Source organism: Acidovorax sp. GW458-11-26-14-TSB4 (assembly GCF_059423865.1).
Map to the genome: position 1 here is coordinate 18732 of NZ_JBWKYR010000022.1, position 21011 is coordinate 39742.

The following is a 21011-nucleotide window of genomic DNA, read 5'->3' on the forward strand; positions in this document are numbered from 1 at the left end:
GGGCTCAGGCCAGGACGTCGGCGTGCACATGCGCGGCAAAGCGCGCCGGGTCGGTCGAGGGCTTGAGCACCCCCACCAGCTTGAAGTCGCGGGCGTAGAACTCGATCTCCTGGCGCAGGGCCGTGCCGACAGGGTGGCTGCGGTGCGTGAGCGTGCCCAGCACGGCGCGCAGGTCCTCCTGCGGCACCTTGGAGTAGGGGCTGAAGATGCGCGCCGTCTCGTTGGGGTTGTCGGCCACGAAGTCCGAGGCCTCGATGATGGCGCGCGTGAGCGCGGCCGCCGTGCCCTTGTCGTTGCGCACCAGCGCACCGCTCACGCCCAGCACGCAGCAGGTCTTGGCGGCATATTCGCCCGAGAGGTTGGACGCCAGGTCCACCAGGCCCTTGGTGCGCCGCTGGATCAAGAGCAGGTTGGGGTCGCCGTCGGCAATGGCCTGGGCCTCGCCCTTTTCCACGGCCAGGCCCAGCATGTCGCCGGGGAACTGGCGCCAGGCCACGTCCTTCTCGGGGTTGAGCCCGGCCTTGGCCAGCAGCACCGAGAAAAAATTCTTGCCCGGGCTGTTGAGGTCCGACACGGCGATGGTCTTGCCCTTGAGCTTTTGCAGGCTGGTCACACCCGCGGCCTCGTAGCCCACCAGGCGCGAGCAGCCGCCGTGCGAGCTGCCCACCAGCTTCACGTCGAAGCCCGACTCCAGCGGCTTGATCCAGCGGTGCACCATGCCCAGGCCGGCATCGGCCTTGGAGGTGGCGATGGTTTCGAGCAACTGGTCGGTGGAGCCAGCGAAGTTGACCAGCTCGACCTTGAGGCCGTGCCTTTCGAAGATGCCACGCTCGATGGCCACCGGGGCGGCCGACAGGCAGATGGCGTTGGCGTTCCACGCCAGCTTCACCTCGCGCAACTTGCCGGCGGCCAGCACCTGGCTGCCCACCACGCCCGATGCGCCCACCACCGTGGCCGCGCCGGTGGCGCGCAGCACCTGCCGGCGCGACCAGCGCGCTTGTCCTCCACTCCCCATTTGGCCCTTGTTGTTCATGCCCTGTACCTCGTGTGTAATAAGAAAAAGACAACGGTGGCAAGCACCGCACCAGCCGCATTGCAAACGCTGGGCATCGAAAAGAGAACGAAGAAAAACGGAGATGGATATGCAAAACTTTCCTCACCGCCCAGCGCACAACGCTGGTGCAATGCAGGGCATGAATGCCCTCGCCCCAGACGCTCTCGAACAAGAATCCCACTCCGTCCCCAACACAGCCCGCCTGCGCAGCTTTGTGCAGCAGCTCGCTGCCCTGGTGGAAAGCGCCCCGCCCGAGTCCGAACTGCTGGAGCGCGGCGGCACCCTGCTCGGCGCCCTGGTGGCGCATGACGACTGGCTGCCCGCCGCCTACGCCCAGCCCAGTCCCGAGCGCTACCAGCAGTTCCTGCTGCATGCCGACGCGCTGGGCCGCTTCTCGGTGGTGAGCTTTGTCTGGGGCCCAGGCCAGGCCACGCCCATCCATGACCACACGGTCTGGGGCCTGATCGGCATGCTGCGCGGCTCCGAGGACTCGCAGGCCTATGCCCGCACGGCGGACGGCCGCTGGGCACCGCAAGGCGCGCCGCACCGCCTGCAGCCAGGCCAGGTGGAGGCCGTGTCGCCCACCATCGGCGATGTGCACCGCGTGAGCAATGCCTGGGAGGGCCGCACTTCCATCAGCATCCACGTGTATGGCGCCAACATCGGCGCCGTGCAGCGCAGCGTGTACCTGGAGGACGGCACGCGCAAACCTTTCATCTCCGGCTACAGCAACAGCACCCTGCCCAATATCTGGGACCTCTCGAAGAACCAGGCTGCCTCGGCCTGACCCATTTTTCCCAAGACCCGTACGATTCCACCCATGACCGCTTCCGCCATCCCAGAAACATCCGTCCTTGAGGTCCGCGAGGCCCTGCTCGCCCGCCAGGAAATCGCCCTGCTCGACGTGCGCGAGGAAGACCCCTACGCCCAGGGCCACCCCCTGTTCGCGGCCAACCTGCCGGCCGGCAGGATCGAACTGGACGCCTGGACGCGCATCCCGCGCCGCGACACCCTGATCGTGGTCTACGACGACGGCGAGGGTCTGGCCGAGCCTGCGGCGCGCACCCTGCAGCGCCTGGGCTACACGCGCGTGACCCTGCTCGCACACGGCCTGCAGGGCTGGCGCGATGCGGGGGGCGAGCTGTTCATCGACGTGAACGTACCCAGCAAATCCTTCGGCGAGCTGGTGGAGGCCGAGCGCCACACGCCCTCGCTCGCAGCAGAAGAGGTGCAAGCGCTGATCGACGCCAAGGCCGACGTGGTGGTGCTGGACGCACGCCGCTACGACGAATACCACACCATGAACATCCCCACGGGTGTGAGCGTGCCCGGCGCAGAGCTGGTGCTGCGCGCAAAGGCGCTGGCGCCCAACCCGGCCACGCAGATCATCGTGAATTGCGCCGGGCGCACGCGCAGCATCATCGGCACGCAGTCGCTGGTCAACGCGGGGATCCCCAACCCCGTGGCCGCGCTGCGCAACGGCACCATCGGCTGGCTGCTGGCGGGGCAGACCCTGGAGCGCGGCGCCAGCCGCCGCTTCGACCCCGCCGTGCACATCGACCGCGCCCAGGCGCCAGCGCAGGCCCGCAACGTGGCCGACCGCGCCCACGTGCAGCGGGCCCAGGCCGGCGACCTGGCGCGCTTTGCGGCCGAGGCCGGCCGCACCACCTACCTGCTGGACGTGCGTACGCCCGAGGAATTCGCGGCCGGCCACCTGCCCGGCTTTCGCAACACCCCCGGCGGGCAGCTGGTGCAGGAGACCGACCACACGGCCGCCGTGCGCGGCGCGCGCCTGGTGCTGGTGGACGACGACGGCGTGCGCGCCAACATGAGCGCATCCTGGCTGGCCCAGATGGGCTGGGAGGCCTGGGTGCTCGATGGCGCGCAGCCATCGGACTTCAGCGAGACCGGCGCCGTGGCCAACACCGTGCCCGAGCCCGAAGGCCCCATTGCCTGGACCACGCCCGCGCAACTGGACGCCTGGCTGAAGGAGGAAGAACAGGCGCCCGGCCGCACCGCCGTGCTGGACCTGACCACCAGCGCCAACTACACCCAGCGCCACATTCCGGGCGCCTGGTTCGTGATCCGCGCACAGTTGGCGCAGGCCGTGGCGACGATCCCGCGCGCAGAGCGCTATGTGCTCACCTGCGGCAGCAGCCTGCTGGCGCGCTATGCGGCGCAGGACCTGGCACGCCTCACGGGCGCAGAAGTGCAGGTGCTCGAAGGCGGCACCCTGGCCTGGATCGCAGCCGGCCTGCCGCTGGAGCACGGCGAGACGCGCCTGGCCTCGCCGCGCACCGACCGCTATCGCCGCCCCTACGAAGGCACCGAGAGCCCGCGCGAAGCGATGCAGGCCTATCTGGACTGGGAATTCGGGCTGGTGGAACAGCTCGCGCGCGACGGTACGCACGGTTTTCGGGTCATCTGAACCCAGGCTGTCTGCGGCCCACAAGCCCGGCCTGCGCAGTGCGCCGGGCTGTCAACAATTGTTAAAGCAGGGCCATTACCCCCACAACGGGGCGCAAAAAGGCCCAATGGGCGAGCCACGCCCGGCATAGTCGCTGGTCTGCCCCTGGTACCGCACGGAGGGGGCAAGCCAGCGAGACCCGTTCATGATGCCCAGTTTCCGCGCGCGACTGCCCCGCGCAGCGTTCGCCCTGTCCGTTGTTCTGTCCAGCCTGTGGCTGCCATTGCCAGCCCATGCCAGCCTGGTGTGCCAGCCTTCGGGCGAGCGGCCTGTGCTCAAGCTGCAGGCCGCAAACCAGCCCGCGCTGGCCTGCGACCTGCAGGCCCTGGAGAGTCTGCCGGCACGCGAAATCGTCACCACCTTGCCGGAAGCCCTGGGGATGCCGGGCAAATCCCGCTGGCGCGGCGTGTCCCTGCGCCTGCTCGTGGAACAGCTGGGAGGCAATGAGCGGCACCAGATCGAGTTGACGGCCCTGAACGACTACTCGGTCCGCATTCCCTGGAGCGACCTGGTCCAGTACGACCCCATTCTGGCCTACCGGCGCGACCAGCAGCCGATCGGCATCCGCGACAAGGGGCCCCTGATCCTGATCTACCCCTTTGACCGGCACGCGCGCTTGCAAAAGCAGGACTATGTCAACCGCACCATCTGGCAGGTCCATGTCCTCTCCGTCCGATAAGCCGCGGCCGCCATCGCCAAAGGCCTGCCGCCTGCCGCCCTCGCGCAATGGAACCTATTGGCTGCTGGCCCTGGTGGCGGCCATGGTGCTGGTCACGTCCGCAGCCCTGTGGTGGACGCTGCACCAGGTGCGCGCGTTGGCGCAGCCCTTTCAGCAAAGCGATCTGTGGCACGTGTCGAGCGTGCACAGCGAACTGGCGCGGGTGGTTCTGCTGGCGCGCCAGGTCAAGGCGCTGGAGGCACCCGAGGTGGAGCTGCAGGAGCGCCTGGAGGTCCTCTTCAGCACGCTCGACCTGGTCGACGCCAGCCCGCGCCTGGGCACGCGCTTGCGGCAGGCGCTGCCCCAGACCGTGCTGGATCTGGAAGATCTGGGCCGGCATGTCGACCGCTGGTCGGCCCGCTTCGCATCGGCCCCCCTGGGGCGTGCGGAGGTGGCCAATGACATCAGCCTGCATGCTGACGAATTGCTGCAGCGCATCCGCAAGGCCGTCGTCGCGGTGCACCTGTTTTCCACGCAGGAATCCGACCGCATCCGCCAGGACCTGCACAACCAGTTCATGCTGCTCAGCGCCGTGCTCGGCGGCCTGCTGCTCGGCACGGCCCTGCTGATCCGCCGGCTGCTGCACGAAGCCCGGTCGGCCCAGGCCCTGTCGCAGCAGCTGGCACAGGCCAACCGCCACCTGGAGATGCGCGTGGCCAGCCGCACGCGCGAGATCGAAGAAAGCCGTGCGCTGCTGAGCTTCATCCTCGACTCCAGCCCGAGCGACGTGGTGCTGGTGGACGTCGAAAGCGGCTTTGTGCACTTCATCAACAACCAGATGGTCGAGCGCCTGGGGCTGCAGTGGCCGCCCATCAAGCTGACCCTGCCCGAGCTGCTGCACGAGCCCGGCGCCAGCCAGCAGTTGATGGCGGCGCTGGACAAGTACGGCCAGGTGGATGGGATGGAAGCGCTTATCGGTGCCAGGAATCCCCGCTGGAGTTCACTGTCAGCGCGCCTCATCGAGGTCGATGGCAGGCTGGCCCACCTGCTGTGGGGCTTCGACATCAGCACGCACAAGCAACTGGAATCGCAGCTGCGCGAGCTGGCCACGCGCGACTCGCTGACCGGCATGCTCAACCGGCGGGCCTTCCTGGAGCGTGGCACCGCCCTGCTCGACCATTGCCGCCGCCATGCCAAGCCCTGCACCGTGCTGATGATCGACATCGACCACTTCAAGCGCATCAACGACCGGCATGGGCACCAGACCGGCGACGACTCGCTGCGCGCCTGCGCCACCGCCATTGCCAACGTGCTGCGCGAGGCCGACATCCTGGGACGGCTGGGGGGCGAGGAATTTGCCGCACTGCTGCCCCATTCGTCCACCGAAAGCGCCTGGTCCGTGGCCGAACGCATCCGCGACGCCATCGCCGGGCTGCAGATCGTCTCCCTCGCCAGCCAGCCCCTGAAGATCACCGTGTCCATCGGCATGGCCGAGATGGCGCACCGCGATGCCGGCATCGAAACCATCCTCGCCTGGGCCGACCAGGCGTTGTACCGCGCCAAGGCCACGGGCCGCAACAAGGTGCTGGCCTACGAAGCCGCTTTCGCACACTCCCAATGACCCACGTACCGACACCCCATGAGCCTGCGACTCTTGATCGTTGATGACAGCCGCATGTCCCGGCTGATCCTGCAGGGCCTCGTCCTGCAAGCCCATCCCCAATGGGCCATCCTGCACGCCAGCAGTGGCGAAGAGGCCCTGTCCATGGTCGAGCAGCATGCCGTGGACCTCGTTTCCATGGACTTCAACATGCACGGCATGAATGGCCTGGAAGCCGCCCTGGCGCTGCGCAAGATCCGGCCCCGGCTGCCCATTGCCATCGTCACGGCCAATGTGCAGGGCGCGGTGCAGGAACGCATAGAGGAAGCCGGCCTGGCTTTCATAGCGAAACCCATCACGGCCGATGCAGCGAAGAAACTCGCAGCACTGGCGGGAGTCTGATATGCCTGTGCAGCTTGATGCGGAACAAGTAGACGCGCTCAGCGAGATCTTCAACATCGGGGTCGGCAAGGCGGCCGCCGCCATGGGCCGCCTGATGCACGACGAGGTGCTGCTCTCGGTACCGCACGTGAGCATCCTGACGGTGAGCGAGGCGGCCCAGCAGCTGGGGGCGGCCGGCAGCACCATGCACGGCATCCGCCAACCCTTTCGCGGGGTCTTCAATGGCGATGCGCTGCTGATCTTCCCGGGTGACAAGAGCCTGGAGATCGTGCGCATCGTCGCGGGCCAGAGCGTGCCCGGCGAAGACCTGAGCGCCATCGAGCAGGACGCGATGAGCGAGTTGGGCAACGTGATGCTCAGCGCCTGCCTGGCGGCCCTGGCCGACCTGCTGGGCCACGAATTCGAACTGAGCCCGCCACGCGTCGACGTGGGCGACAGCCGCACCATCCTGGGCACCCGCATCCAGAACCACTTGGTGGTGTTCCTGCACATCCGCTTCGAGCTGCTCAGCAGCCAGATCGAAGGATTCGTGGTCTTCGTGCTCAACACCACCTCGCTCGCGGCCCTGCGCGCGGCTGTGGACCGGCTGCTGGGCCGCGAGGTACCCGCGGACTGACCCTCTTTCTCTCTATGCAGTAGGGCCGAACCGCCATTGCACATGCAGGGCCATGGACTCGCCCTGCGCCAGCACCCGCAGTCCCGGCTGGCCCGGCAGGTGGAAGGCGTCGATGGGCTGGGTGATGGGCTCGAAGCAGAAGGCCGGGCCCTGCGGAGGGCGGTAGATCAGGCAGAAATGCTGTGCTGCCCCGCCATCCGACGCAAAGTCGGGCATGCGGGCCGTGAGCACCAGGCCGCGCTCGGGCCATTCGATGCGGGCAGCACCACCCCAGCCGGTGTAGCCATTGTCGATCAAGCCACCGTGGGCCGAGATGCCGGCGTTGAGGTTCCAGCCCTCGGGGAACTGCGTGGAGTGCCCAGTCGGCAACGGGTCGTCGCCACAGAGCCAGACCCCCTCGACCGGCGCGCTGATGCGCGTGCCGGGCGTGCGCGGAAACCAGGGGTGCACGCCGATGCCGTAGGGCAACGGCTCGGTGCCCAGGTGGCGCACCAGCACATGCTGGTCGAGCCCGCCTTCCACCAGGCGGAAGGTCTGCACCGATTCGTAATCGTACGGGTTGCCCTGGAAGCGCTCGGAGCGCAGGCGCATTTCCAGCGTATCGGGCCCGGACTGCGACAGGGCCCAGGGCTGCAGCCAGCCGTCACCATGGATGGGATACGGCTCGCCCGCCCGGTTGGGCTGCATGGGGTAGAACTTGCCTGCGTGCGTGAATCCCCCGCCGCTGATGCGGTTGGACCAGGGCACCATGGCGAAGGATGCCAGTTGGTAGAGGTCTGGCGTGGCTCCGTCCCAGGGGCGCCACAGGTCGATGCGGCCACCGGGCTGCGCCGGGTCGTCGATCTGCCACGCGGCCACACTGCCGCCCAGGGAGGGGACCAGGCTCAGGTGCTGGCCTGCATGGCTCAGCCAGGTGATGGGATGGGTTGCCTCGCTCATGCCTGTGCCTTCTTGAATATCAACCGCCAAACAGATGGGCGGGTAGGCCGGGCGCATCGACCTCAACGGTGAACACGCTGCCAGCCAGCGGTTCCAGGGCCAGCTGCTCCGGCGCGAGGCCGACGCGCGCGGTGGTGATGAACAGCGTACGGAAATCCGCGCCGCCGAAGGCGCAGGTGGTCACCTGGCTCGCGGGCAGCACCACGCGGCCCAGTTCCTCGGCGGTCTCGGGATCGTGGCAGGTCACGCAGTGGCCACCCCAGTGGGCGATCCAGAGGCGGCCCAGGGCGTCGGTGGTCATGCCATCGGGCAGGCCGTCCTCGGCACTGAAGCGTTTCCACATCTGCTTGTTGGACACGGTGCCGGCGGTGGCATCGAAGTCGTAGCGCCAGGTGATGGAACTGAGCGTATCGTTGAAGTACAGGCGCTGCCGGCCATTGGCCTCGGCCCAGGCGGGCCCGTTGGTCACGACGAAGCCCTCGTCGTGGCGCGAGCAACGGCCATCGGGGTCGTAACGGTAGAGCGCGCCCGTGGGCAGCTTGCAATCGAAGTCCATGCTGCCGCCCCAGAAGCGGCCCGCGGCATCGCACTTGCCATCGTTGAAGCGGTTGCCGGGCAGCTCGGCCACGGGTTGGTGCAGGTAGCGCGGGGCGCTGTCGGTGGCGGGGTCGAACAGGGCGAAGCCACGGCGCAGGGTGATGATGAGCCCGGGCGCCTCCTTGCGCTCGGCCAGGGCCGAGATCTCTTCATCGAAGCTCCACGCTGTCTGCACGCCCGTGGCCGGGTCCAGCCGGTACAGGCGGCAGCCCAGGATGTCCAGCCAGTAGAGCACCTGCTCACGCACCGACCAGACTAGCCCCTCCCCCAGTTGCGCATCGGCTTCGACCAGGCAGCGCAGGGGGCCGAGAAGCCTGGGTGCAGAAAATCGCGGCGCGGCGGCCGGGTTGCTCGGGTGGTTCAAGGCGTGTCTCCTCGTTCGGTTCGGGCATTCGTGTGCGATGCCTCTTGACGCCGGGCATCTTATCAATCCCAATTGATGCACGGAATAATTATTTTTGGAATTTTTTGATATACAAATTGCAATGACAGTATCTGCCCTTACCGCTTCCGAATCTGCCCAGCTGTCCCGCTTTCCCAGCCTGCAAGGCCGCTCCGTCTTCGTCACCGGCGGCGGCAGTGGCATCGGTGCGGCCATCGTGTCGGCCTTCGCCGAACAGGGCGCGCACGTGGCCTTCGTGGATGTGGCGCGCGAAGCCAGCGAGGCCCTGGCTCAGCAGATCGCCGACGCCGGCCATGCCCGACCCTGGTGGCAGGTATGCGACGTGCGCGACATCGCCGCACTGCAGGACGCCATCGCCCGTGCAGCGGCAGCGTTGGGCGATTTCTCGGTACTGGTGAACAACGTGGCCAGCGACGACCGCCACACACTGGAATCCGTGACGCCCGACTACTACGACGAACGCATGGCCATCAACGAGCGGCCCGCCTTCTTCGCCATCCAGGCCGTGGTGCCTGGCATGCGCCGCCTGGGCGCGGGATCGGTGGTCAATCTGGGCTCCACGGGCTGGCAGGGCAAGGGCGCGGGCTACCCCTGCTATGCGATTGCCAAGTCGTCGGTGAACGGGCTCACGCGCGGCCTGGCGCGCACGCTGGGCCAGGACCGCATCCGCATCAACACCGTGTCGCCCGGCTGGGTGATGACCGAGCGCCAGATCAAGCTCTGGCTCGACGCCGAGGGCGAGAAGGAGCTGGCGCGCAACCAGTGCCTGCCCGACAAGCTGCGCCCACACGACATCGCGCGCATGGTGCTGTTCCTGGCGTCCGACGATGCCGCGATGTGCACCGCGCAGGAATTCAAGGTCGACGCCGGTTGGGTGTGATTCGGACCATCCCCCTGAGTCGCTTCGCGCCTTCCCCCTTCTCTCGAATGGCTGCGCCATTCGGGAAGGGGGACACCGCCAGCGCGGCGGTCCTGGCCTATGCCGCGCCAGTATCGAGCGGCACTGACAAGCACAAGCTCCGACAGGGAAGCACGCTCAGTCTCCCGCTTCCAGCCGGCGCCCGTACTGCACCAGGCTGGTCTGCTTGAGCGCCTTCATCATCACCTTGGCCGCAGGCGATAGGAGGCGGTCGGTGCGGGTGATGATGCCGAAGGCGTCCATGTGGCAGGGCACGGCCAGCGGCAGGATCGCGACCATGCCGTGCGATGCGTAGTAGTGCGCCACATCGGCGCCGACCACGGCGATCATGTCGCTCTGCTGCAGCATGCGCGTCATGAACAGCAGGGCCGCGGTCTCCACCACGTTGACCGGCGGAGACAGGCCCTCCTGCTGGAACATCAGGTCGAAGCGGTGGCGCAGCACGCTGCCCGCGGGCGGCACGATCCAGCCGGCGGCCAGCACATCGCGCAGGGCCAGGCCCGGCACGCCCAGCAGCGGGTGGCCCGGCCGGGTCATGGCGCAGACCAACTCTTCGCTCAAGGGCTCGTAGCGCAGGTTGGTCTTGTCGTGCTCTTCGAACAGGCGGCCCACCAGGATGTCGAGCTTGCCCTGCTCCAGCCGGTCCATCAGCACGGGGCTGGTCTCGATGTCGAGCGAGATGCGCAGGCTGGGGTGCTCCTGCTTGACCAGGGCGACAGCGGCGGGCAGCAGGCTCAGCCCCGGCGAGGTGATGGCGCCGATGCCCACCTGGCCGAAGTGCCCGGTCTTGAGGGCTGCCATCTCCACATGCGCCTGGTTCAGGCTGGCCAGCGCCATGCGCGCATGGCGGATCATGGTCTCGCCGTACCAGGTGGGGCGCATGCCGCGCGGCAGGCGCTCGAACAGCGGCACCTCCAGCACGTCCTCCAGGTCCTTGAGCAGCTTGGACGCGGCCGGCTGCGTCATGCTGAGCACCTGGGCTGCGCGGTGGATGTTGCCCTCCTCGTCCAGCGCCACCAGCAGCAGCAGCTGGCGCGTCTTGAGCCGTGCGCGGATGAACCAGTGGTTGTAGGTGCTCATGGGGTTTTCCAGAATGCGTGGACGTATATGTATTTTGTCAAAAAAACTATTAGATTGATATCTAAATCGATCTTAGACTTTGCCGCAGTTCCGCACCAAGGGTTCTTCCTCCAAGGTTTCCATGAAGCTCGGCGACACACAGCAGCTCACCCCCCGGCACTTCATCAATGGGCGCTGGGAAATCGGTACCACCACCGGGGTGAGCACCAATCCGTCCGACACCCGTGAGGTGGTGGCCGAGTACGCCCGGGCTGACCGCAACCAGACCGAGCGCGCCGTCCGTGCCGCCGCCGACGCCCTGCCCCACTGGAGCCAGAGCAGCCCGCAGCGCCGCGCCGACGTGCTGGACCTGATCGGCACCGAACTGCTGGCACGCAAGGACGCCCTGGGCAAGCTGCTGGCGCGCGAGGAAGGCAAGACACTGCCCGAGGCCGTGGCCGAGGTGGCCCGCGCTGGTCAGATCTTCAAGTTCTTCGCCGGCGAGGCGCTGCGCATTCCCGGCGAGCTCATGGCCTCGGTGCGCCAGGGCGTGCAGGTGGACGTGACCCGCGAGCCCGTGGGCGTGGTGGGCATCGTCGCCCCCTGGAACTTCCCGTTCGCGATCCCGGCCTGGAAGATCGCGCCCGCCCTGGCCTACGGCAACACCGTGGTGTTCAAGCCCGCCGAACTGGTGGCCGCCTGCGGCTGGGCCCTGGCCGAAATCATCAGCCGCTGCGGCCTGCCGGCCGGCGTGTTCAACCTGCTCATGGGCAGCGGCCGCGAAGTGGGCCAGACCCTGGTGGACCACCCGCTGGTCAACGCCATCAGCTTCACGGGATCGGTGGACACCGGCGAGCGCATCCTCAAGGCGGCAACGGCACGGCGTGCCAAGGTGCAAATGGAGATGGGCGGCAAGAACCCGCTGGTGGTGCTGGCCGATGCCGACATGGACCAGGCCATCGACTGCGCGCTGCAGGGCTCGTACTTCTCCACCGGCCAGCGCTGCACGGCATCGAGCCGGCTGATCGTCGAGGCCAGCGTGCACGACGCCTTCGTGGAGCGGCTGCGCCAGCGGCTCGTGGCACTGAAGGTGGGCCACGCGCTCGAACGCGGCACCGAGATGGGGCCTGTGGTGGATGCCCACCAGTTGGAGCAGGATCTGTCGTACGTGGAGATCGCCCGCGCAGAAGGCGCGCAACATGTCTGGGGCGGCGAGCGGCTGGAACTGGCTGCCCCCGGCCACTACTTGAGCCCGGCCCTGTTCCTGGCCCGGCCCGAGCACCGCATCGCCCGCGAGGAGATCTTCGGCCCGGTGGCCTGCGTGCTGCGCGCTGATGACTACGAGCACGCGCTGGCCCTGGCCAACGACACACCCTATGGCCTGTGCGCGGGCATCTGCACCACCTCGCTCAAGCACGCCATGCATTTCAAGCGCAACGCCGTGGTCGGCATGACCATGGTCAACCTGCCCACGGCGGGGGTGGACTTCCACGTGCCCTTCGGCGGGCGCAAGGATTCGAGCCATGGCCCGCGCGAGCAGGGGCGCTACGCCGCCGAGTTCTACACCACGGTCAAGACCGGCTACATGCTGGCCTGACGACGGAGCGACCGATTCCATTTCCGCAGTGCATTTCTTTCTTCAACAACAGACAGGAGACAAATGATGAAACTGAACCGCCGGACCCTCGTCACCGCCCTCGCCTGCGCCCCCGCGGCCGGGCTGCTCCCGGGCGCTGCCTGGGCCCAGAAGCCCATCGTGCTGGGCTTCAGCCAGGTGGGTGCCGAAAGCGAGTGGCGCACCGCCAACACCGAGTCGATCAAATCGGCCGCCAAGGAGGCCGGCATCGAGCTCAAGTTCTCCGACGCCCAGCAAAAGCAGGAGAACCAGATCAAGGCCATCCGCTCCTTCATCGCCCAGAAGGTGGACGTGATCGCCTTCTCGCCCGTGGTGGAGTCGGGCTGGGAGAACGTGCTGCGCGAGGCCAAGGCCGCCAAGATCCCCGTGGTGCTGACCGACCGCGCGGTGAACACGAAGGACACCTCGCTGTATGTGACCTTCATGGGCTCGGACTTCGTGGAAGAAGGCCGCAAGGCCGGCCGCTGGCTGGTGGACAAGATGAAAGACCAGAAGGGCGAGATCAACATCGTGGAGCTGCAGGGCACCGTGGGCTCGGCCCCGGCCATCGACCGCAAGAAGGGCTTTGAGGAAATCATCAAGGCCGACGCCAAGTTCAAGATCCTGCGCTCGCAGACCGGCGACTTCACCCGCGCCAAGGGCAAGGAAGTGATGGAGGCCTTCCTCAAGGCCGAGGGCAAGAAGATCAACGTGCTGTATGCGCACAACGACGACATGGCCATCGGCGCCATCCAGGCCATCGAAGAGGCCGGCATGAAGCCCGCCAAGGACATCGTCATCATCTCCATCGACGCGGTCAAGGGCGCCTTCGAGGCCATGATCGCCGGCAAGCTCAACGTGAGCGTGGAATGCAGCCCTCTGCTGGGCCCGCAGCTGATGACCGCCGTGAAGGACATCAAGGCCGGCAAGGCAGTGCCCAAGCGCATCGTGACCGAGGAAGGCATCTTTCCAATGGAAGTGGCCGCCGCGGAGTTCCCGAAACGCAAGTACTGACCCCGGCGCCTGCCGGCAACCCGGCGGGAGGCCGGGAGCGCCCGCACCAGAAGGTGTGGGCGCGACATGAAAAACACGACAAAAGCAACCAGGAGACCAATCCATCATGAAACGCATCCTCTTCAAGACCGTGCTGGCCACAGTGGCCCTTGCCGCCATCGGCGCGGCCCCGCTGGCCCAGGCGCAGGACAAGGGCCTGATCGGCATCTCCATGCCCACCAAGTCCTCGTCGCGCTGGATCGCCGACGGCGACAACATGGTCAAGGTGCTCAAGGAGCGCGGCTACAGGACCGACCTGCAGTACGCCGAGGACGACATCCCCAACCAGCTCGCCCAGATCGAGAACATGGTCACCAAGGGCGCCAAGGTGCTGGTGATCGCATCCATCGACGGCACCACGCTGTCGCGCGTGCTGCAAAGCGCGGCGGACAAGGGTGTCAAGGTCATTGCCTACGACCGGCTCATCAAGGGCTCGAAGAACGTGGACTACTACGCCACGTTCGACAACTTCCAGGTGGGCGTATTGCAGGCCAGCTCCATCGTGGACAAGCTGGGCCTGAAGCAGGGCAAGGGCCCGTTCAACATCGAGCTGTTCGGCGGCTCGCCCGACGACAACAACGCCTTCTTCTTCTACGACGGCGCCATGAGCGTGCTCAAGCCCTACATCGACAGCGGCAAGCTGGTGGTGCGCAGCAAGCAGCTGGGCATGAACAAGGTGGGTACCTTGCGCTGGGACGGCGCGGTGGCCCAGTCGCGCATGGACAACCTGCTCTCGGCCTACTATGGCAAGGACAAGGTGCATGCCGTGCTCTCGCCCTACGACGGCCTGTCCATCGGCATCCTGTCTTCGCTCAAGGGCGTGGGCTACTGCACGGCGCAGCAGCCCTGCCCCGTGGTGAGCGGCCAGGACGCCGAGATCCCTTCGGTCAAGTCCATCCTCAAGGGCGAGCAGTACTCCACCGTATTCAAGGACACGCGCGAGCTGGCCAAGGTGGCCGCCGGCATGGTGGACGCCACGCTCTCGGGCAAGCAGCCCGAGATCAACGACACCAAGACCTACAACAACGGCGAGAAGGTCGTCCCCTCCTACCTGCTCAAGCCGGTGTCGGTGGATGCCGCCAACTGGAATGCGGTGCTGGTGGGCAGTGGCTACTACAAGGAATCGCAAGTGAAGTGACCCCAGCCTGGACCGGGGGCGGCAGCGTATCTCCCCCAGTGCCAGGGCAGCGTGAGACAACAGAGGACGCCCCGGCGGCGCCTCCTGCACGAGCCCAGTCCATGATTCTTGAAATGCGGAACATCCGCAAAACCTTTCCCGGCGTGGTCGCACTCAACCAGGTGAACCTGCACGTGCGCGCCGGCGAGATCCATGCCATCGTCGGCGAGAACGGCGCGGGCAAGTCCACGCTGATGAAGGTGCTCTCGGGCGTCTACCCGCACGGCAGCTACAGCGGCGAGATCGTCTTCGAAGGCCAGGAGCGCCAGTTCGGCGGCATCCGCGACAGCGAGCACCTGGGCGTGATCATCATCCACCAGGAGCTGGCCCTGGTGCCCCTGCTCTCCATCGCCGAGAACATCTTCCTGGGCAACGAGACCGCCCGCCACGGCGTGATCGACTGGATGGAAGCGCACAGCAAGGCGCGGGCCCTGCTGAAAAAGGTGGGCCTCAAGGAATCGCCCGAAACCCTGGTCACCCACCTGGGCGTGGGAAAGCAGCAGCTGGTGGAGATTGCCAAGGCGCTGTCGCGCCAAGTGCGCCTGTTGATCCTCGACGAACCCACGGCCAGCCTCAACGAGAACGACAGCCAGGCCCTGCTGGACCTGCTGCTGGAACTGAAGAAGCAGGGCATCACCTGCATCCTGATCTCGCACAAGCTCAACGAGATCTCGCGCGTGGCCGACGCCATCACCGTGCTGCGCGACGGCAGCACGGTCGAATCGCTGGACTGCCGCACCGGCCTGGTCAGCGAGGACCGCGTGATACAGGCCATGGTGGGCCGCGAGATGGCCGACCGCTACCCACCGCGCCAGCCCGACATCGGCGCCACCGTGTTCGAGGTGCGCAACTGGCGTGCCTTCCATCCACAGCACAGCGACCGCGAGGTGCTCAAAGGCATCGACCTCACGGTACGGCGCGGCGAGATCGTCGGCATCGCCGGCCTCATGGGCGCGGGCCGCACGGAGCTGGCCATGAGCATCTTCGGCCGCTCCTGGGGCCGGCGCATCAGCGGCCAGGTGCTGCTGCGCGGCCAGGAAATCGATGTCAGCACGGTGGAAAAGGCCGTGCGCCATGGCCTGGCCTATGTGACCGAGGACCGCAAGGGCAACGGACTGGTGCTCAATGAAGACATCCGGTTCAACATCTCGCTGGCCAACCTGGGCGGCATCTCCACCGCCACGGTGATGGACCCTGGCCGCGAGCACCAGGTCGCGCATGGCTACCGGCGCCAGCTGCGCATCCGCTGCTCGGGCGTGGACCAGAAGACGGTGAACCTCTCGGGCGGCAATCAGCAGAAGGTGGTGCTGGGCAAATGGCTGTTCACCAACCCCGAGGTGCTCATCCTCGATGAGCCCACACGCGGCATCGACGTGGGCGCCAAGTACGAGATCTACACCCTGATCGCCCAGATGGCGGCCGAGGGCAAGTGCGTGATCGTGATCTCCTCGGAGATGCCCGAACTGCTGGGCATCACGGACCGGATCTACGTGATGAACGAGGGCCGATTCGTCGCCGAAATGCCCACCTCTGAAGCAAGCCAGGAAAAGATCATGCGCGCCATCGTGAAAGCCAGTTGATATGACCCCCATGACCCCTTCCCCCACCGCCACACTAGCCAGCGCCTCCAATGAAGCGCAGGGCCACGACAAACCGCTGCTGGAGCACCTCAAGCACAACTTCCGCGAGTACGGCATGTTCATCACGCTGGTCGCCATCATGGGCTTCTTCCAGGTCATGACGGACGGCACGCTGCTGCAGCCGCTCAACCTCACCAACCTGCTGCTGCAGAACAGCTACATCGTCATCATGGCGCTGGGCATGCTGCTGGTGATCGTGGCGGGCCACATCGACCTGTCGGTAGGCTCGGTCTGCGGCTTCATCGGCGCGCTGGCGGCGGTGCTGATGGTGGAGTACCGCTGGCACTTCCTGCCGGCATCGCTGGTGTGCCTGCTGTGCGGCGGCCTCATCGGTGGGCTGCAGGGCTGGTTCGTGGCGTTCTCGCGCATCCCGTCCTTCATAGTCACGCTGGCGGGCATGCTGGTGTTCAAGGGCCTGGCGCTGGCGCTGCTGGCCGGGCAGTCGCTGGGGCCGTTCCCTGCGGAGTTCCAGATGCTGAGCTCGGGCTTCATCCCCGACCTGTTCAGCGTCGAAGGCCTCAAGCTCACCTCGCTGCTGCTGGGCGTGGTCGTGGCGGTCGCGCTGGCCGTGGCCGGCGTGCGGGCCCGTGCCAACCGTCTGCGCCACGGTGTGCAGGCCGAGCCGCTGGCCTTCTTCCTGGCGCGCACGGCGGTGTTCGCGGCGCTGCTGGTGTATTTCACGTACTTGCTGGCGTCCTACAAGGGCCTGCCCAACGTGCTGGTGGTCATGGCACTGCTGATCGTGCTGTTCGACTTCGTCACCAGCCGCACCACCATCGGGCGGCGCATCTATGCCATGGGCGGCAACGAGAAGGCGGCCAAGCTCTCTGGCATCAAGACCGAACGGCTGTCGTTCTACGCCTTCATCAACATGGGCGTACTGGCCGCCCTGGCCGGCCTGGTCTTCGCCGCGCGGCTGAACACGGCCACGCCCAAGGCGGGCCTGGGCTTCGAGCTCGACGTGATCGCCGCCTGTTTCATCGGCGGGGCCTCGGCCTCGGGCGGCGTGGGCAAGGTCATGGGCGCGGTGATCGGCGCCTTCGTGATGGGGGTGATGAACAACGGCATGTCCATCCTGGGCATCGGCATCGACTACCAGCAGGTCATCAAGGGCGTGGTGCTGCTGGCCGCCGTGCTGGTCGATGTCTACAACAAAAACAAGGCGTGACGGCCCATGGACATGGCCACTGCCCCCACCCCATTACCTGTGCTGCAGCTCACAGGCATTCACAAGCAGTTTGCCGGTATTCCGGTGCTGCGCGACGTGCAGCTGAATCTGTACCCGGGCGAGATCCATGCCCTCATGGGCCAGAACGGCGCGGGCAAGTCCACGCTGATCAAGGTGCTCACCGGCGTGCTGCCGGCCAGCAGCGGCCAGATGCGGCTGGCCGGCCAGGCCGCGTGGCCCGATTCGCCGCTGGCCGCGCAGCGCCTGGGCATCAGCACCGTGTACCAAGAGGTCAACCTCTGCCCCAACCTGTCGGTGGCCGAGAACATCTTTGCCGGACGCTACCCGCGCTGCGGCATCGCCCAGGGCTTTCGCATCGACTGGGCCACGCTGCACCAGCGCGCGCGCGAGCTGGTGGCGCGCATCGGCCTGTCCATCGACGTCACGCGCCTGCTCTCGGACTACCCGGTGGCCGTGCAGCAGTTGGTGGCCATCGCGCGGGCGCTGAGCATCGAGGCCAAGGTGCTGATCCTGGACGAGCCCACCTCCAGCCTCGACGACGACGAGGTGCAAAAGCTCTTCGAGGTGCTGCGCCGCCTGCGCGGCGAGGGCCTGGCCATCGTCTTCGTGACCCACTTCCTGAACCAGGTCTATGCCGTGTCGGACCGCATCACCGTGCTGCGCAACGGTGCCTGGGTGGGTGAATGGGCCGTCGCCGACCTGCCGCCCCAGGCGCTGATCAACGCCATGCTGGGGCGCGAGCTGGCCGCCCAGTCCACCGAACCGCCCGTGGTGCCCGACTTCGACGATGCCGCCCCCGCCCTGCTGCAGGCCGAGGGCCTGGGACAGAGCGGCCAGCTGCAGCCCATGGACCTGCGCGTGCGCGCCGGCGAGGTGGTGGGCCTGGCGGGCCTGCTCGGCTCGGGCCGCACCGAGCTGGCGCGCCTGCTCTTCGGCCTGCAGGCGCCCGACAAGGGCGTGCTGCGCGTGGATGGCCGCAGCGTGGCGTTCTCCAACCCCATGGACGCCATCCGCGAAGGCCTGGCCCTGTGCCCCGAGGAGCGCAAGACCGATGGCATCGTGGCCGAGCTGTCGGTGCGCGAGAACATCGCCCTGGCACTGCAGGCGCGCATGGGCATGGGCCGCTTCCTCTCGCGTGCCGAGCAAGCCGCCATTGCAGAGCGCTATGTGGAGATGCTGGGCATCAAGACCGCGAGCGTGGACACGCCCATCGGCCTGCTCTCGGGCGGCAACCAGCAAAAGGCCATCCTCGCGCGCTGGATGGCGACCGAGCCGCTCCTGTTGATCCTGGACGAGCCCACGCGCGGCATCGACGTGGCCGCCAAGCAGGAAATCATGGAGCAGATCCTGCGCCTGGCCCAGGCCGGCATGGCCGTGGTCTTCATTTCCTCCGAAATGAGCGAGGTGGTGCGCGTGGCGCACCGCATCGTGGTGCTGCGCGACCGCCGCAAGGTCGGCGAACTGCCCGCGGGCAGCAGCGAAGACGCTGTGTACGAACTGATTGCCGCCGAAAATGCCTGACGCATCCCGCCCCCCTACCCTCCTTGCCACTGCGTTGCAGCACCGGCTGACCTGGCCACTGGTCACCCTGGCCCTCCTGCTGGCCGTGAACACGGCCTTCAACCCCAGCTTTCTGCACATCGAGTGGCGCGATGGCCACCTCTACGGCAGCCTGATCGACATCCTCAACCGCGCCGCGCCGCTGGCCCTGGTCTCCCTGGGCATGACCCTGGTGATCGCCACGCGCGGCATCGACATCTCGGTGGGCGCCGTGGTCGCCATCGCGGCCGCCGTGGGCGCCTGGATGATCGGCGGCTCGGTCTCAGGCACCGAAAGCCGCTTTCCGATGCCTCTGGCCATCCTGGGCGCCCTGGGCGTGGCACTGGTGTGCGGGCTGTGGAACGGCCTCTTGGTGGCCAAGGTGGGCATGCAGCCCATCATCGCCACGCTGATCCTCATGGTGGCGGGCCGGGGCATCGCCCAGCTCATCACCGACGGGCAGATCATCACCATCTACTACGCGCCTTTCTTCTTTTTGGGCGGGGGCTACCTGCTGGGCCTGCCGTTCTCGCTCTTCGTGCTGGCCGCCGTGTTCATCCTGCTCTACCTGGCGGTCACGCGCACGGCGCTGGGCCTGTTCATCCAGGCCGTGGGCATCAACCCCACGGCGGCACGCGTGGCGGGCGTGCAGTCGCGCCGCCTGCTGCTGGCGGCCTACACCTTCTGCGGCGTGTGCGCGGGCATCGCGGGCCTGCTCATCAGCTCCAACGTGAAGAGCGCCGACGCCAACAACGCCGGACAGCTGATGGAGCTCGATGCCATCCTGGCCGTCACGCTGGGCGGCACGGCGCTGACCGGCGGGCGCTTCAGCCTGGTGGGCAGCGTGATCGGTGCGCTCATCATCCAGACGCTGACCTACGCCATCTACTCCATGGGCGTGCCGCCCGAGATCAACCTGGTGGTCAAGGCCGTGGTGGTGTTTGTGGTCATGCTGCTGCAGTCGCCCGACTTCCGCGCCCAGGTCGGCGCCCTGGTGCGCCGCCCCGCAGCGGGGGGAGCCCTGTCATGAGCCATGGACACAGCCCGGCCCTGGCCGCCGCGCCAACGGCGCCACCTGCAGAACAAGGCCCCGCCCCCGCCCGCATGCAACTGAACCCCAAGTACCTGCCGCTGGCGGCCACCGTCTCGCTGTTCCTGGCCATGGCCACCGCAGGCTCGGTGCTCTACACCGGCTTCTTCTCGGCCCAGGTGTTTCTCAACCTGCTGATCGACAACGCCTTTCTGATCATCGTCGCGGTGGGCATGACCTTCGTGATCCTGTCGGGCGGCATCGACCTCTCGGTGGGCTCGGTGGTGGCGCTGAGCACCATGGTGCTGGCCACGCTGGTCGAGCACCACCACTGGAGCCCCCTCGCGGCCATCCCGCTGGTGCTGCTCATGGGCACGGTGTTCGGCGCGCTCATGGGCTTTCTGATCGAGCGCTTTCGGCTGCAGCCCTTCATCGTGACCTTGGCGGGCATGTTCCTCGCGCGCGGCCTGTGCTACCTGATCAGCATCGACTCCATCAGCATTGCCGATGAAACCTATTCGGAGATGGCGCAGTGGCGGATGGAATTCTGGGAAGGCGCCTCGCTTTCGCTGGGCGCGCTGATCGCCCTGGCGGTGCTGCTGGCCGCCATCTTCATCGCGCACTGCACGCCCTTCGGGCGCAACGTCTACGCCGTGGGCGGCAGCGAGCATTCGGCCGTGCTCATGGGACTGCCGGTGCGGGCCACGCTGATCGGGGTGTACACGCTGTCGGGCTTCTGCTCGGCGCTGGCGGGGGTGGTGTTCACCCTCTACATGCTCTCGGGCTACGGCCTGCACGCCACGGGCATGGAACTGGACGCCATCGCCGCCGTGGTGATCGGCGGCACGCTGCTCACAGGCGGCGTGGGCTATGTGGCCGGCACGCTGTTCGGCGTGCTGATGCTCGGAATCATCCAGACCCTGATCTCCTTCGACGGCACGCTCAGCTCGTGGTGGACGCGCATCGTCGTCGGCGTGCTGCTCTTCGTCTTCTGCCTGCTGCAGCGCCTGCTCACGCACCGCAGCGGCAAGCCCTCCTGAATCCCACGAACCAC

19 protein-coding genes are annotated in these 21011 nt (G+C 67.2%); 15 read left to right on the forward strand and 4 right to left on the reverse strand.

The features are described 5' to 3' along the window. Positions 1 to 4: 4 nt before the first annotated feature. Positions 5 to 1033 (reverse strand): ABC transporter substrate-binding protein, encoded by a 1029-nt coding sequence (locus AC07X5_RS27455; protein ID WP_494772716.1) that lies wholly within the window; start codon positions 1031 to 1033, stop codon positions 5 to 7. Between the two features lie 160 nt (positions 1034 to 1193). Between AC07X5_RS27455 and AC07X5_RS27460 the strand changes: the two genes are divergently transcribed. The 6 genes from AC07X5_RS27460 to AC07X5_RS27485 all read left to right on the forward strand — a co-directional run bounded on the left by AC07X5_RS27460 (position 1194) and on the right by AC07X5_RS27485 (position 6797). Further along, positions 1194 to 1841: a cysteine dioxygenase family protein gene (locus AC07X5_RS27460; protein ID WP_494772717.1), complete on the forward strand. Its 648-nt coding sequence runs from the start codon at positions 1194 to 1196 to the stop codon at positions 1839 to 1841. A 33-nt stretch (positions 1842 to 1874) separates the two neighbouring features. After that, complete coding sequence (locus AC07X5_RS27465; protein WP_494772718.1) at positions 1875 to 3482, forward strand: rhodanese homology domain-containing protein; 1608 nt, start codon at positions 1875 to 1877, stop codon at positions 3480 to 3482. Positions 3483 to 3666: 184 nt separating this feature from the next. Continuing rightward, positions 3667 to 4200: a putative pterin-binding protein gene (locus tag AC07X5_RS27470; protein ID WP_494772719.1), complete on the forward strand. Its 534-nt coding sequence runs from the start codon at positions 3667 to 3669 to the stop codon at positions 4198 to 4200. Further along, complete coding sequence (locus tag AC07X5_RS27475; RefSeq protein WP_494772720.1) at positions 4181 to 5800, forward strand: sensor domain-containing diguanylate cyclase; 1620 nt, start codon at positions 4181 to 4183, stop codon at positions 5798 to 5800. The genes AC07X5_RS27470 and AC07X5_RS27475 overlap by 20 nt, the downstream gene beginning before the upstream one ends. Positions 5801 to 5818: 18 nt before the next feature. Beyond that, positions 5819 to 6181, forward strand: coding sequence for a response regulator (locus AC07X5_RS27480; RefSeq protein WP_409957120.1), 363 nt, complete (start codon positions 5819 to 5821; stop codon positions 6179 to 6181). 1 nt (position 6182) lies between these two features. Beyond that, positions 6183 to 6797 carry a chemotaxis protein CheC gene (locus AC07X5_RS27485; protein ID WP_494772721.1) on the forward strand — a complete coding sequence of 205 codons (615 nt, stop codon included), beginning with the start codon at positions 6183 to 6185 and terminating at the stop codon, positions 6795 to 6797. 12 nt (positions 6798 to 6809) lie between these two features. Here the strand turns inward: AC07X5_RS27485 and AC07X5_RS27490 are convergent, their stop codons facing one another. Continuing rightward, a complete protein-coding gene (locus tag AC07X5_RS27490) occupies positions 6810 to 7736 on the reverse strand; it encodes an aldose 1-epimerase (RefSeq protein ID WP_494772722.1) in 927 nt (308 codons plus the stop codon). Positions 7737 to 7755: 19 nt separating this feature from the next. Further along, positions 7756 to 8697, reverse strand: coding sequence for an SMP-30/gluconolactonase/LRE family protein (locus AC07X5_RS27495; protein WP_494772723.1), 942 nt, complete (start codon positions 8695 to 8697; stop codon positions 7756 to 7758). A 121-nt stretch (positions 8698 to 8818) separates the two neighbouring features. On the opposite strand from AC07X5_RS27495, the gene AC07X5_RS27500 reads away from it, so the two are divergent. Then, the gene (locus AC07X5_RS27500; protein WP_494772724.1) at positions 8819 to 9616 is read left to right on the forward strand and encodes an SDR family NAD(P)-dependent oxidoreductase; all 798 of its coding nucleotides are present in this window, start codon (positions 8819 to 8821) and stop codon (positions 9614 to 9616) included. Positions 9617 to 9772: 156 nt separating this feature from the next. Here the strand turns inward: AC07X5_RS27500 and AC07X5_RS27505 are convergent, their stop codons facing one another. Then, a complete protein-coding gene (locus tag AC07X5_RS27505) occupies positions 9773 to 10735 on the reverse strand; it encodes a LysR family transcriptional regulator (protein ID WP_409960866.1) in 963 nt (320 codons plus the stop codon). Between the two features lie 121 nt (positions 10736 to 10856). On the opposite strand from AC07X5_RS27505, the gene AC07X5_RS27510 reads away from it, so the two are divergent. The 8 genes from AC07X5_RS27510 to yjfF all read left to right on the forward strand — a co-directional run bounded on the left by AC07X5_RS27510 (position 10857) and on the right by yjfF (position 20997). Beyond that, positions 10857 to 12311: an aldehyde dehydrogenase family protein gene (locus AC07X5_RS27510; RefSeq protein ID WP_494772725.1), complete on the forward strand. Its 1455-nt coding sequence runs from the start codon at positions 10857 to 10859 to the stop codon at positions 12309 to 12311. A 66-nt stretch (positions 12312 to 12377) separates the two neighbouring features. Continuing rightward, positions 12378 to 13343, forward strand: a complete 966-nt coding sequence (locus AC07X5_RS27515; RefSeq protein WP_494772726.1) for an ABC transporter substrate-binding protein — start codon at positions 12378 to 12380, stop codon at positions 13341 to 13343. A gap of 106 nt (positions 13344 to 13449) precedes the next feature. Beyond that, positions 13450 to 14520, forward strand: a complete 1071-nt coding sequence (gene chvE, locus AC07X5_RS27520) for a multiple monosaccharide ABC transporter substrate-binding protein (RefSeq protein WP_494772727.1) — start codon at positions 13450 to 13452, stop codon at positions 14518 to 14520. A gap of 101 nt (positions 14521 to 14621) precedes the next feature. Next, positions 14622 to 16139, forward strand: a complete 1518-nt coding sequence (gene mmsA / locus AC07X5_RS27525; protein WP_494772728.1) for a multiple monosaccharide ABC transporter ATP-binding protein — start codon at positions 14622 to 14624, stop codon at positions 16137 to 16139. Position 16140: 1 nt separating this feature from the next. Continuing rightward, positions 16141 to 17367: a multiple monosaccharide ABC transporter permease gene (mmsB, locus tag AC07X5_RS27530; RefSeq protein WP_494772729.1), complete on the forward strand. Its 1227-nt coding sequence runs from the start codon at positions 16141 to 16143 to the stop codon at positions 17365 to 17367. Between the two features lie 6 nt (positions 17368 to 17373). Further along, on the forward strand, positions 17374 to 18909 hold the full coding sequence (locus AC07X5_RS27535) for a sugar ABC transporter ATP-binding protein (RefSeq protein WP_494772730.1): 1536 nt from the start codon (positions 17374 to 17376) through the stop codon (positions 18907 to 18909). Continuing rightward, the gene (locus AC07X5_RS27540; RefSeq protein WP_494772731.1) at positions 18902 to 19957 is read left to right on the forward strand and encodes an ABC transporter permease; all 1056 of its coding nucleotides are present in this window, start codon (positions 18902 to 18904) and stop codon (positions 19955 to 19957) included. The genes AC07X5_RS27535 and AC07X5_RS27540 overlap by 8 nt, the downstream gene beginning before the upstream one ends. Further along, positions 19954 to 20997 carry a galactofuranose ABC transporter, permease protein YjfF gene (gene yjfF, locus AC07X5_RS27545; protein WP_494772732.1) on the forward strand — a complete coding sequence of 348 codons (1044 nt, stop codon included), beginning with the start codon at positions 19954 to 19956 and terminating at the stop codon, positions 20995 to 20997. Before AC07X5_RS27540 ends, yjfF begins: the two co-directional genes overlap by 4 nt. The last annotated feature ends 14 nt before the right edge of the window (positions 20998 to 21011 follow it).

What these genes read in the sequence shown, in the direction of transcription:
- AC07X5_RS27455 (WP_494772716.1), bottom strand. Translation starts at nt 1,033, where the DNA reads ATGAACAACAAGGGCCAAATGGGGAGTGGAGGACAAGCGCGCTGGTCG.
- AC07X5_RS27460 (WP_494772717.1), top strand. Translation starts at nt 1,194, where the DNA reads ATGAATGCCCTCGCCCCAGACGCTCTCGAACAAGAATCCCACTCCGTC.
- AC07X5_RS27465 (WP_494772718.1), top strand. Translation starts at nt 1,875, where the DNA reads ATGACCGCTTCCGCCATCCCAGAAACATCCGTCCTTGAGGTCCGCGAG.
- AC07X5_RS27470 (WP_494772719.1), top strand. Translation starts at nt 3,667, where the DNA reads ATGATGCCCAGTTTCCGCGCGCGACTGCCCCGCGCAGCGTTCGCCCTG.
- AC07X5_RS27475 (WP_494772720.1), top strand. Translation starts at nt 4,181, where the DNA reads ATGTCCTCTCCGTCCGATAAGCCGCGGCCGCCATCGCCAAAGGCCTGC.
- AC07X5_RS27480 (WP_409957120.1), top strand. Translation starts at nt 5,819, where the DNA reads ATGAGCCTGCGACTCTTGATCGTTGATGACAGCCGCATGTCCCGGCTG.
- AC07X5_RS27485 (WP_494772721.1), top strand. Translation starts at nt 6,183, where the DNA reads ATGCCTGTGCAGCTTGATGCGGAACAAGTAGACGCGCTCAGCGAGATC.
- AC07X5_RS27490 (WP_494772722.1), bottom strand. Translation starts at nt 7,736, where the DNA reads ATGAGCGAGGCAACCCATCCCATCACCTGGCTGAGCCATGCAGGCCAG.
- AC07X5_RS27500 (WP_494772724.1), top strand. Translation starts at nt 8,819, where the DNA reads ATGACAGTATCTGCCCTTACCGCTTCCGAATCTGCCCAGCTGTCCCGC.
- AC07X5_RS27505 (WP_409960866.1), bottom strand. Translation starts at nt 10,735, where the DNA reads ATGAGCACCTACAACCACTGGTTCATCCGCGCACGGCTCAAGACGCGC.
- AC07X5_RS27510 (WP_494772725.1), top strand. Translation starts at nt 10,857, where the DNA reads ATGAAGCTCGGCGACACACAGCAGCTCACCCCCCGGCACTTCATCAAT.
- AC07X5_RS27515 (WP_494772726.1), top strand. Translation starts at nt 12,378, where the DNA reads ATGAAACTGAACCGCCGGACCCTCGTCACCGCCCTCGCCTGCGCCCCC.
- chvE (WP_494772727.1), top strand. Translation starts at nt 13,450, where the DNA reads ATGAAACGCATCCTCTTCAAGACCGTGCTGGCCACAGTGGCCCTTGCC.
- mmsA (WP_494772728.1), top strand. Translation starts at nt 14,622, where the DNA reads ATGATTCTTGAAATGCGGAACATCCGCAAAACCTTTCCCGGCGTGGTC.
- mmsB (WP_494772729.1), top strand. Translation starts at nt 16,141, where the DNA reads ATGACCCCCATGACCCCTTCCCCCACCGCCACACTAGCCAGCGCCTCC.
- AC07X5_RS27535 (WP_494772730.1), top strand. Translation starts at nt 17,374, where the DNA reads ATGGACATGGCCACTGCCCCCACCCCATTACCTGTGCTGCAGCTCACA.
- AC07X5_RS27540 (WP_494772731.1), top strand. Translation starts at nt 18,902, where the DNA reads ATGCCTGACGCATCCCGCCCCCCTACCCTCCTTGCCACTGCGTTGCAG.
- yjfF (WP_494772732.1), top strand. Translation starts at nt 19,954, where the DNA reads ATGAGCCATGGACACAGCCCGGCCCTGGCCGCCGCGCCAACGGCGCCA.